General features: G+C 59.5%; 10 protein-coding genes and 4 pseudogenes. 6 read left to right on the top strand and 8 right to left on the bottom strand.

Features of this window, described 5'->3' with window-relative positions:
• Positions 1–63: 63 nt before the first annotated feature.
• The 5 genes and pseudogenes from ACA041_RS05090 to ACA041_RS05070 all read right to left on the bottom strand — a co-directional run bounded on the left by ACA041_RS05090 (position 64) and on the right by ACA041_RS05070 (position 2,769).
• Positions 64–849: a hypothetical protein gene (locus ACA041_RS05090; protein WP_497440148.1), complete on the bottom strand. Its 786-nt coding sequence runs from the start codon at positions 847–849 to the stop codon at positions 64–66.
• A gap of 52 nt (positions 850–901) precedes the next feature.
• Positions 902–1,402: a CS1 type fimbrial major subunit gene (locus ACA041_RS05085; protein ID WP_497440147.1), complete on the bottom strand. Its 501-nt coding sequence runs from the start codon at positions 1,400–1,402 to the stop codon at positions 902–904.
• A gap of 33 nt (positions 1,403–1,435) precedes the next feature.
• A pseudogene (locus ACA041_RS05080) lies at positions 1,436–1,648 on the bottom strand (molecular chaperone); the annotation flags it as partial.
• A gap of 43 nt (positions 1,649–1,691) precedes the next feature.
• Positions 1,692–2,156, bottom strand: a pseudogene (locus ACA041_RS05075) (pilus assembly protein PapC); the annotation flags it as partial.
• Between the two features lie 112 nt (positions 2,157–2,268).
• Positions 2,269–2,769 carry a CS1 type fimbrial major subunit gene (locus ACA041_RS05070; RefSeq protein ID WP_497440146.1) on the bottom strand — a complete coding sequence of 167 codons (501 nt, stop codon included), beginning with the start codon at positions 2,767–2,769 and terminating at the stop codon, positions 2,269–2,271.
• A 518-nt stretch (positions 2,770–3,287) separates the two neighbouring features.
• Here ACA041_RS05070 and ACA041_RS05065 point away from each other — a divergent pair.
• The 3 genes and pseudogenes from ACA041_RS05065 to ACA041_RS05055 form a co-directional block, all read left to right on the top strand.
• Positions 3,288–3,869 carry a PadR family transcriptional regulator gene (locus ACA041_RS05065; protein WP_497440145.1) on the top strand — a complete coding sequence of 194 codons (582 nt, stop codon included), beginning with the start codon at positions 3,288–3,290 and terminating at the stop codon, positions 3,867–3,869.
• The gene (locus ACA041_RS05060; protein WP_497440144.1) at positions 3,866–4,651 is read left to right on the top strand and encodes a siderophore-interacting protein; all 786 of its coding nucleotides are present in this window, start codon (positions 3,866–3,868) and stop codon (positions 4,649–4,651) included. Before ACA041_RS05065 ends, ACA041_RS05060 begins: the two co-directional genes overlap by 4 nt.
• A 3-nt stretch (positions 4,652–4,654) precedes the next feature.
• Positions 4,655–4,762, top strand: a pseudogene (locus ACA041_RS05055) (outer membrane lipoprotein carrier protein LolA); the annotation flags it as partial.
• A 16-nt stretch (positions 4,763–4,778) separates the two neighbouring features.
• On the opposite strand, the gene ACA041_RS05050 reads toward ACA041_RS05055, so the two are convergent.
• The 3 genes from ACA041_RS05050 to ACA041_RS05040 all read right to left on the bottom strand — a co-directional run bounded on the left by ACA041_RS05050 (position 4,779) and on the right by ACA041_RS05040 (position 5,911).
• A complete protein-coding gene (locus ACA041_RS05050; RefSeq protein ID WP_497440143.1) occupies positions 4,779–5,420 on the bottom strand; it encodes a Pr6Pr family membrane protein in 642 nt (213 codons plus the stop codon).
• A gap of 2 nt (positions 5,421–5,422) precedes the next feature.
• The gene (locus ACA041_RS05045) at positions 5,423–5,653 is read right to left on the bottom strand and encodes a VF530 family protein (protein WP_007944895.1); all 231 of its coding nucleotides are present in this window, start codon (positions 5,651–5,653) and stop codon (positions 5,423–5,425) included.
• Positions 5,654–5,779: 126 nt separating this feature from the next.
• Complete coding sequence (locus tag ACA041_RS05040; protein WP_497440142.1) at positions 5,780–5,911, bottom strand: hypothetical protein; 132 nt, start codon at positions 5,909–5,911, stop codon at positions 5,780–5,782.
• Between the two features lie 133 nt (positions 5,912–6,044).
• Between ACA041_RS05040 and ACA041_RS05035 the strand changes: the two genes are divergently transcribed.
• The 3 genes and pseudogenes from ACA041_RS05035 to ACA041_RS05025 all read left to right on the top strand — a co-directional run bounded on the left by ACA041_RS05035 (position 6,045) and on the right by ACA041_RS05025 (position 10,930).
• A complete protein-coding gene (locus ACA041_RS05035) occupies positions 6,045–7,427 on the top strand; it encodes a carbohydrate porin (RefSeq protein ID WP_497440141.1) in 1,383 nt (460 codons plus the stop codon).
• Between the two features lie 226 nt (positions 7,428–7,653).
• The gene (locus ACA041_RS05030; protein ID WP_497440140.1) at positions 7,654–10,065 is read left to right on the top strand and encodes a glucose/quinate/shikimate family membrane-bound PQQ-dependent dehydrogenase; all 2,412 of its coding nucleotides are present in this window, start codon (positions 7,654–7,656) and stop codon (positions 10,063–10,065) included.
• Between the two features lie 501 nt (positions 10,066–10,566).
• Positions 10,567–10,930, top strand: a pseudogene (locus tag ACA041_RS05025) (DUF6124 family protein).
• The last annotated feature ends 191 nt before the right edge of the window (positions 10,931–11,121 follow it).

Below are 11,121 nucleotides of genomic sequence, written 5' to 3'. Positions count from 1 at the left end.
TTGAATAACCCCAGCCAGTCCTGAGTTTCATCCCCTCGGGACTGGGTTTTTACGACACGTTGATCAGCCCGCTTCCGAATCCCATATGACGGTGACATTGCCCGAATAACTTCGGGAGACACCCGGCTTGAGCATTTCCGGAACCGCCTCGCGGGCGACTTCGAAATGCAGGGTGCCGGGTTTGCGATCCAGGTAAAAGCCTGGCTGAAACAACTCGGTGCCAATGCCATCACGCCGCAGTGGACGACGATTGACTGGTTGCCCCGCTGCATCCGTCAGTCCCGCAGGCAGGGTGACGCTGACTTCGAGCGGCACCGGGTGGCCGGCGGCTGGCTCCAACAAAGCACAGTTATTACCACTGGCATACTGGCAACGCAGGTTCATCTTGAAACGACTCGACGCTGAAATATTGAAGGTTTGATCACGGAACAACCGAGTGGGTTTACGCCCTTGCGTCAGCCAGAATTGCCAGCCGCCTTGCGGCTCACCCGAGGCGTGGTTCACCGTCACGTCTCGCCAGTCGGAAGCGACTTTGGCCATTCCGCCCTGACGCGGATCGGCATGATTGGCCCTGATCGGCGCATTGGCGGTAAATGGAATACGCGCGATAAGGCTGAACAGGCCCGAAGGTTCGCAGGCCTGTGGCACCTGCTGACAAAAGCCTTCGGACGGTGTCTGGTTCTTGAACTGATTTTTTTGTGGGTTCGAAGAATCCGGCTGGAACGTGGCCTCGATGTCATGCACCTCGGCCCGTGCGGTAACAGCGAACAGGGCGAACAGGGCGAACAGCAGACCGATCCGCGCCCCGCCGCGCCCACATTTGAAGCATTCTCTGCGGGTAAGATTCATCGGCTTGTACCCTTGAATCAGAGTCTGGATGTCCTTTTGACAACTCACACGCTCACTCCCCCGGCGCCCTGGCGCTAAACAACAACAGCACGTTGCCGCTGTATTCCCCAGGACGGTACCCTCCAGCCGGTTTCACCGGCTCGATCTCCAGCAACACCCGCTTGCCCGCCGCCGCGTCGGCCGCCGACACCACTTGCCGCGGGGCAATGTCAGGGCTCAACTCCACCCCGTTGAAACTGACCCGCAACGCAATGTCGTCACCCGGCTTGCCGTTCGACAGGAAGGGCGCTGCTTCCAGGCGCGCTTCAATCGCGCTGGTGTCATGGCGCACGTCGAAATTTTTTCTCACGCTGCTCAGCGTGGAGGTCGGGTAGTCCCAGTTCAGTCGCTGGGGCCGGTGAATCCAGTCCGGTTCGGCCGGGATCAGGTAAAACGAGCGGTTGGGGATGGTCAGTGACACCTCGAAGGTGTGCTCTTCCCGGGCCGCCCATGTCGAAGAGCCCATCAGTACGGTGGTTGCCATCAGCGCGACGGCGGCACATTGCTTGATCATGTTCGATACCCCTTGCGTCAATGGAAAACCGACCTATCGACTGGCGATCTTCAGGACTTTTTTAGTGTCGCCTTCGATCAGGGTGAAACGGTATTCGCGTCCCTTTTCCTTATCGAAGCCAAAGGCCTTGCCGGCCATGACGTGGTGTTTAGTCGTCGCGCCGCAGTCGCTCTCGTTGCTCAATGAGCAGCTTTTGAATTCATCGACGATGACCACAGTGTTGCCGTTATTGCGCAACTCGAGGCGGTGTAAGCCCCTACACCGCTGTACTGGCAGGGCGCTGGTGCATACCGCCCTCGGGCTGTTCGTAGTAACGCCTGGCTTCTACATCGCGCTCAGCATTTTCGGTGAGGATCGAGACCAGCGAGTTTTCCAGGTTGTAGTGCACGGCCAGCACCTGATCCGGACAGGCACCGGTGCAATTGCCCAGCGGCACACCCGGCTTGAGATAACTTGCCCATTTTTCCCGCTCGGCGGGGCCGAAGCGGTTTTCGCTGGTGTCGGTAAATTCGAGCAGGGTGATGCGATCATCGCGAGACAACACCACCATGGCCTCCCCCAGGGGCTGCTGATCGAGTTCCACCCGAACAGCCAGGGGCACATCAAAGAAATGCTCCTCGAAATCCGCCGGCAGGCCTTTGGCCTGGGCCAACAGACTTCGCGGTGTCGTACCGGCGGAAGAAACAGGGGCCGCCGCCGCACTGGCACAAAACAACAGCGCAAGCGCAGCCGCGATGGGTGTCATCGGGAACATGAACTCTTACTCTGATTACGAACAAGTTGAAGTCCGGTGGGACATACGAGGCTGTTTGCCCCACCGGGTAACGCGACCAGGAACAGTCAGCGCTTAATGCCTGATCGCTCGATCAAGGCGTGCCTACCGGAGGCACGGCGTCGAAGGTCATTGCCACGACACCGGTGTAATCGCCAGGCGCGGGAGTGGCCCCCGTTGCGTCCGCAACTGCAATGTTCAGCGCCGCACGGAAGTTCACGTCTGACTCGGCTTCCCCCACAATCGCTTTCGGCGTCGTCGAGAGTTCAACGTTATTGATCTTGACCTTCAGATCAATGGCCTCGGAGCCGGAAATCAGCTTTGGCGCGCTGTCCAGGCTGGCGTGTACCGAACCGTTGTTATTACGGATATCGAAGAACCCGTTGACTTCGCCCATTTTGCCAGTGCTCGGCTGGTAGCTCATGTCCTGGTCCTTGTTCACCAGATCAGGATTGGTTGGCACTACATAGAAACCGTTGGTCGGGACGTGGGCGATGATGCTGATGGAGTGCGCCGCTTCACCTGCAGCGAATGCACCGGAGGAGCCCAGTGCCAGAAGAGCCAACGGAGCTGCGATTGCGATTTTCTTGAACATTGGTAAGTACCTGTTTTTTTCTAGATGGAGTCGGTTCATTGAAAGTTCAAAAGTCACTTCCCTGTCATGGGTCGTTTTGTTTGAACTTCCAACGCCGGTGCATCTTCACCTTCCCGTTCCGGAAAGTAAGCAGGCAACTTCCTAGGAGCGCGTAGTAAAACCACCTTACAACTCGAAGGAAAAAGATACAAAAAACCAAGATATAAAACAGTGACTGTAAGTTACGGCCTACATACAGATTTACTTAAAAAACCATACAGGAATTTCCCGTAATGAATACTAGACTTATAAGGACTTTAGAATAAAAGCTCAACTTATATTAGAGCAATTGCTTTAAGTCCTTTCAATTTTTGATTTTTTGAAAAAACCACCTGCATGCAGAGGTATTTTCAGCGCAATTTCACCCCTTGCATGAATCCACCGCTCGTCGACAGAGGCGTGCTTTTGGCAAAAAACGTCTTGCACTCAAATTAAGATATATCTTAAGTTGTATCTAAACACGACGAGAGCAAGCAAAAATGAGAGACCATCATTCCCAGCACCGTGAACATAACGACGGCCGCGACGGCTTCGAAAAACGCCCGGGCCCCGGCCGCGAACGCGGTGGGCGTGGCCCGCGGGTCTTTGCCCCAGGCGATCTGAAGCTGCTGCTGTTGGCGCTGATCGCCGAGCAGCCATGTCACGGCTACGACCTGATCCGCCAGATTGAAAACATGTTTGACGGCGCCTACAGCCCCAGCCCCGGCGTGATCTATCCGACCCTGACCTTCCTGGAAGAAAGCGAAATGATTCAGGGCGACGCCGACGGCGGAAAAAAACGCTACAGCGTGACCGACGCCGGTCGCGTTTCCTTGAGTGAGCAAGTCATTGCCCTGGACGGCGTGCGCATGCGCATCGACGTCAGCAAGCGCTCATTGCGCGGCCATGATCGCCCGGCCGAAATTCACGAAGCCGTGCACAACCTGCGCCATGCCTTGCAAATGCATCATGGTCGCTGGAGTCCGGAAGAAATCCTGCGAGTGCGCGACTTGCTCAATGACACCGCTAAAGCCATCGTCGACGGCCCCGCCGTTCAAGCCGCACAGGAGAAAGCCGAATGACCGATGTTGATACCCAAACCATTCACCGCGTCATGCATGAAATAAAGCGCCGTCGGCTGCAAGTCCTGCGGGTGGTCGACCTGACCCCACGCATGCGCCGGATTACCTTGGGCGGCCCTGAGCTGGCAGGTTTCGTCAGCCTTGGTACCGACGATCACGTCAAACTGCTGTTCCCGCAGAACGCGGCGGAACAGGCGACGCTGGAAACCCTGGTACTCGGTGCCGGCAAAGACCACGGCCCGATGCCAGCCATGCGCGACTACACCCCGCGGCGCTACGACCTCGACACGCTGGAACTGGACATCGACTTCGTGCTGCACGGCGACGGTCCGGCCGCGACCTGGGCCGAACAGGCCACACCCGGCCAGTTCCTGCACATCGGCGGGCCACGGGGTTCGATGATCGTGCCGGACATCTTCGACAGTTACCTGCTGATAGGCGACGAGACCGCCCTGCCCGCCATCGCTCGACGCCTGGAAGGCCTGGCGGCTAACCGCCGGGCGCTGGTCATTGTGGAAGTGGAGAACGGTGCCGAACAACAACGGCTCGAAAGCCCGGCGCAGATCAATGTGATCTGGGTCTTGCGCGAAGGCGGCAGGAACAACCTGCTGACCACCGTGAAACAACTGCAAGTGCCCAGCGGCAATCTGTACGCCTGGGTGGCGACCGAAACCAAGGTGTCGCGGCAGATTCGCCGGGTATTGCTCGATGAGCACGGTCTGGACGAGCAGTTCGTCAAAGCGGTGGGCTACTGGCGGCTGGATGAAACTACCGAAGAATAAACACGCCCCCCTGTAGGAGCGAGCTCGCTCGCGAAGGTCGTTAACGATGACGCTGGGCACCTGACACCCCGCGGCGTTCTCCGGCTTTTCGCGAGCAAGCTCGCTCCTACAGGGGTCCCCAGGTGATTCAGGGATTGCGCCGCCACCGGTCCAGACCAATCACCAGCAAGGCAATCCCCACAAACCCCACCAACAACCCACCGGCATTGATAAACACCTGTGGATAACCCAGCTTGTCGACATTGATGAACGGATACGGATAAGCCGCCAGCAGATGCCCACGCAGCAGCGCATAAGCGAAGTACACCAGCGGATAGATCAGCCACAACGCGATGTGCCGTAGACGCAAGATACCTTTGGGCACATAGCACCACCACCAGCCCAGAAACAGCAGCGGCATCACATCATGCATCAGCTCATCAGCCAGAAACTGCCAGCCTTCGGGGTGCCATAAATGGCGCAACAACAGGCTGTACGCCAGCCCCACCAGCGCCATACTCACCGCGATACCACTGCTCACCCCCGGCTGCAAAAACCAGCGTCGCGCCGCCGACTCGCGGGACGTCGATTCACAGGTCAGTACCGTTGCCGCCAGCGTGTTGGTCAGCACGGTGAAGTAGCTGAAAAAGCTCATCAGCCCGCCAAGCAAACTGGCTTCGATACTCCAGCGCAAGTAAAGAATCAGATACAGCTGAATGCTCAATCCCGCCCAGCCGAGGCAGGCCGCCACGGCGACCAGACGACGCCGCGCGCCAGACTGGGCGAGCATGCTCAGACCGGACGCTTGGTACGCATCAACTTCACGTACAGGCGCTCGACCTTCTCCCGCGCCCAAGGGGTTTTGCGCAGAAAGGTCAGGCTCGATTTAATGCTCGGGTCGCTCTTGAAGCAGCGGATATCGATGCGCTCGGCCAGCCCCGACCATTCGTAATGCTCAACCAGGGCATTGAGGATCTGCTCCAGCGTCACGCCGTGCAGCGGGTTGTTGTTCTGTTCGGTCATGCCGGGCCTTCGAGCGAAGTAGGAATTGGAAGCCGCGCACCTTAGCCGAGGGCTTCGTTGGGGGGAAGCAATCTGTTTCCCGCCTGCTAACTGTAGGTGAATCCCTAAACATCTTCCGAACCGACATCATTCAACCGTAGGAGCGAGCTTGCTCGCGAAGAACTTGCAGGCGGCGAGGTCATCCAGACAGCGCACGTCATCGTTCACGTCTATCGCCAGCAAGCGTGCTCTACTGTTACCGATTACGAAAAGCTCCATGTCAGCAAAAGCCCTTTCTCTATTTGTAACAGAACATTATCCTTACGCCCGTCCAGCTGAAACGCTTCAACTGCCCGCTTCATGCCTGCTGCTTTCAGTTCATCCCCAGAAAAAGATCAAGAATTCCTTCTCTATGCCTTATTTTCAATCCTCGCGAGACAGCGCTGTCTGCACGACTGCTGCCAGCCGAAAAGCCCTGAACCTGATGGGCGGTTTCGCCGTTTTAAGCCTCACCACTTGCGTTCAGGCCGCCCCGGCGTTCGACAGCGATTCGCCGTGGATGCTCGGCGACTGGAACGGCACGCGTACCGAGCTATCGGAAAAAGGCTACGACTTCAAAGTCGATTACACCGGTGAAATGGGCAGCAATCTGCACGGCGGCTACGACCACGATCGCACGGCCCGCTACAGCGACCAATTCGGCTTCGGCACCCATCTGGACCTGCAGAAGATCCTCGGCTGGAGCGACGCCGAATTTCAGCTGACCATCACCGAGCGCAGCGGCAACAACATCAGCAACGACCGGATCAACGATCCACGGGTCGGCGGCTTCACCTCGGCCCAGGAAGTCTGGGGCCGTGGCCAGACCTGGCGCCTGACGCAAATGTGGTACCAGCAGAAATTCTTCGATCAAAAGCTCGACATCAAAGTTGGTCGCTTCGGCGAGGGGGAAGACTTCAACAGCTTCCCTTGCGACTTCCAGAACCTGGCGTTCTGCGGCTCCCAGGTCGGTAACTGGGTCGGCGGCATCTGGTACAACTGGCCGGTCAGCCAATGGGCGATGCGAGTCAAATATCACCTGACGCCGCAGCTGTATGCGCAAGTCGGCGCCTACGAGCAAAACCCGTCGAACCTTGATCGCGATAATGGGTTCAAGCTCAGCGGCAGCGGCACCCAGGGTGCGATCTTGCCGGTGGAGCTGGTGTGGTCGCCAAAATTCAATGGTCTGCCAGGCGAATACCGCGCCGGTTACTACTACAGCAACGCCAACGCCACCGACGCCTACAAGGACAGCAACGGCCAGCCCGCCGCCCTGAGCGGTGAGGCTTACCGCAGTGCGTCGAGCAAGCACGGCGTGTGGCTCGGTGTGCAACAGCAACTGACCAGCCGCGCCAGCGACAACTCCCGCGGCTTGAGCGTCTTCGCCAACGCCACGATGCACGACAAGAAGACCAACGCCATCGACAACTATGTCCAGGCCGGCGTCGTCTACAAAGGCCTGTTCGATGCCCGCACCCGGGACGATATCGGTTTCGCCGTCGCCCGGGTTCACGTCAACCCGGCTTATCGCAAGAACGCCGAGGCGACCAATCAAGCCCGCGCGGTCCACGACTTCGACGACCCGTCGTTCCTGCCACCGCAGGACACCGAATACAGCGCCGAGCTCTATTACGGCGTGCACGTCACGAACTGGCTGACCGTGCGCCCGAACCTGCAATACATCCGCCACCCCGGTGGCGTGGACAAGGTCGATGACGCGCTGATTGGAGGGATCAAGATCCAGTCGTCGTTCTAACGAACACCGCAACCCCTGTAGGAGCGAGCTTGCTCGCGAAAAACCTGAGGACGCCGTGGGGTATCAGGCCCGGAGCGTCATCGTTGACGACCATCGCGAGCAAGCTCGCTCCTACAGGGGACCGCATTCAACACCGCACCATTTTTATCTGAACCCTGCCCGCACAGGATCGTCATCTACAGTGAACTTGCGCGGGACTACTTAAAACGTCACGGAGAACCACACTATGAGCACTGATGGTGCTTTGAGTCGAAGCCGTCTGCTGCCGAGCCTGCTCGGTGTCCTGCTTCTGCTAATGGGCCTGGCCATGCTGGCCGGGGGGATCAAGCTGAGTCTGCTCGGCGGCTCGCTGTATTACCTGCTGGCCGGTATCGGCCTGGCGCTGACCGGCGTGCTGCTGATTGCCGCACGCCGCGCTGCACTGGGCCTGTATGCACTGGTGCTGTTCGCCAGCACCGTATGGGCCCTGTGGGAAGTCGGCCTCGACTGGTGGCAACTGGTGCCGCGCCTGGCCATGCTGTTTGCGCTGGGCCTCGTCATGCTGTTGCCGTGGTTCCGCCGTCCGCTGTTGCGCGCAGGCGCCGCGCCGATGGGCACCGGCGCGCTGAGCGTGGCCGTGGTGCTGGCGGGCGCTACCGCGTTGGCCAGCCAATTCACCAACCCCGGTGAGATCAAAGGCCAACTGGACCGCGACAGCGTGCCGGGCATGACCAACACCGCCCCGGCCATGCCGGACGGTGACTGGAACTCCTACGGCCGCAGCGCCCACGGCGATCGTTACTCGCCATTGGCGCAGATCACCCCGCAGAACGTGAACAAACTGGTACCGGCCTGGACCTATCGTACCGGCGACCTGCCAGGGCCGAACGACCCGGGCGAAACCACTGCCGAAAACACCCCGCTGAAAGTCAACGGCATGCTCTACGTGTGCACGCCGCATAGCCAGGTGATCGCCCTGGACCCAGACACCGGCAAGGAAATCTGGCGTTTCGATCCGAAGCTCTCCACGCAAAACGCGGAGAACTTCAAGGGCTGGGCGCACATGACCTGCCGTGGCGTGACCTATCACGATGACGCCGTCTACGCCTCCGAGCAGAGCCCGACCGGCACGGCCAGCACGACGCCCGTCAGCACCGTCTGCCCACGTCGCATCTTCCTGCCCACCGCCGACACGCGCCTGATCGCCCTCGACGCCGACACCGGCAAGATGTGCGAAGACTTCGGTGACAAAGGCCAGGTCGACCTGCGCGCCAACATCGGCGGGTTCACCGCCGGCGGTTACTACTCAACTTCGCCACCGGCGGTCACCAAGGATCTGGTGGTGATTGGCGGTCACGTGACCGACAACGTCTCCACCGACGAGCCAAGCGGCGTGATCCGTGCGTTCGACGTACACACCGGCAAGCTGATGTGGAACTGGGACAGTGGCAACCCGGACGACACCACCCCGATTGCCGAAGATGAGGTCTATACCCGCAACTCGCCGAACATGTGGTCCATATTCGCCGTCGACGAAAAGCTCGGCATGCTCTACCTGCCGATGGGCAACCAGACCCCGGATCAGTTCGGCGGCGATCGGACGCCTGAATCGGAACTGCACGCCGCCGGCCTGACCGCCCTCGACATCGCGACCGGTCAGGTGCGCTGGCACATGCAGTTCACCCACCATGACCTGTGGGACATGGACGTCGGTGGCCAACCAACCCTGATGGACCTGAAGACCGCTGACGGCGTGAAGCCGGCGGTACTGGCGTCCACCAAGCAAGGCAGCATCTACGTGCTGGACCGCAGCACCGGCCAGCCGATCGTGCCGATCAACGAAGTACCGGTTCCGCAAGGCGCTGTCGAAGGTGACCACACCTCGCCAACCCAACCGAAATCCGAGTTGAACCTGATGCCGCCGCCGCTGCAAGAGCGCGACATGTGGGGCGTCACCCCGTTCGACCAGCTGATCTGCCGGATCGACTTCAAATCCCTGCGCTACGACGGCCCGTTCACCCCGCCATCGCTGCAAGGTTCGATCGTCTACCCAGGCAACTTCGGCGTGTTCGACTGGGGTGGCATCGCGGTTGACCCGGTGCGTCAGATCGCCTTCGTGAACCCGAGCTATATGGCGTTCAAATCGAAAATGATCCCGGCATCGGAAATCGCCGCCCAAGGCCCGCGTAAAAGCGAAACCGAAGGCGTGCAGCCGAACAAAGGCGCGCCATACGGCGTAATCCTCGAAGCACTGCTGTCGCCAATGGGCCTGCCGTGCCAGGCACCCGCCTGGGGTTACGTGGCGGCGGTCGACCTGACCACCAGCAAAACCATCTGGATGCACAAGAACGGCACCGTGCGCGACAGCTCGCCGGTTCCGATTCCCCTGAGCATGGGCGTGCCAAGCCTGGGCGGGACCTTCACCACGGCCAGTGGCGTGGGCTTCCTCAGCGGCACCCTGGACCAGTACCTGCGGGCCTACGACGTGAAAAACGGCAAGCAACTGTGGGAAGGCCGCCTGCCAGCCGGCGCGCAAACCACGCCGATGACCTACACCGGCAAGGACGGCAAGCAATATGTGCTTGTGGTTGCCGGCGGTCACGGGTCGCTGGGCACTAAACAGGGTGACTATGTGATTGCGTACAAACTGTCCGAGTAAGTTTTAGCGGCAGTCAAATCAAAGGCGACTCCTGTGAGGGGGTCGCCTTTTTTTTGGAACGCAATTTTTGCCACACTGCAGAACAACTGTGGGAGCGGGCTTGCTCGCGAAAGCGGTGTGTCAGCCAACACAGATGGTGAATGTTAAACAGCCTTCGCGAGCAAGCCCGCTCCCACATTTGATCGATTTTCAGCCTGAAAACATTTGCGCACGTCCTACAGTCATGACTGTTCCGGAGGACAATTCCGACAAGCTCTATCGGTTGTCGTGTCGGAAGCCCGGGCGATAGGCTTTCGGGGTCGCTGCAAATTCAGCGAACGGGTTTGGTCGCCCAGGTTTAGAATGTCGCACTTTTCGTGCTTGCTTCATGGCGAGCTGTGCGTGGGAGGGCTTCGGCCCTGCCGGGTTCCATTCCCTGGTCGACCAACCTGCGTACGGTTCGCCACCCAACTGCTTGGTCGCAGTCGTGGCGAACTCCCTTTCTTCGAATGGAGCTTCACCATGTTCAAACAATCCCCGAATCCCCCCGAAACCGACGCCGTTTCCCCCTACGAATCAACTGACTCAAACAAACTCAACGAAGCCGCTGAACGCGCCCTCGATTTCCACTTCCCGTCGATGGCCGACATCAAAGCCACCCCGCGCACGCCCAGCACCCCTGTTCACGGTGGACCCAAAGGCCACGACCGAAACCCTCGTGGTTTATCTGGTCGAGACGCTGGCCTCGGTCGACGTGATGGTCCATCACCTGGTGGACCACCTGGACGGCGGGTCCCGCAATGCCCTGCTGGGTATTTCAAACAGCATCATGCTCGCGGAGATCACGGCGAACCGCGTTCTCGATCAAATCGATCCTCCCCGGTAAACACCGTGGTCTGTGGCGAGGGAGCTTGCTCCCGCTGGGTTGCGAAGCGACCCCAAAAAACGGGACGGCTACGCCGTCCAGCGGGAGCAAGCTCCCTCGCCACGTGCTTATTGAGCAATAATCGGACGCGCCCTGCACACTCCAATACCTTGAATTAACCGCGACCATTGAAACCACCTCCCACCTGCCCC

This window comes from Pseudomonas sp. LBUM1676 (assembly GCF_059695605.1).
Note: the sequence above shows the minus strand (reverse complement) of the source record. Positions and strands in the feature narration are given on the sequence as shown.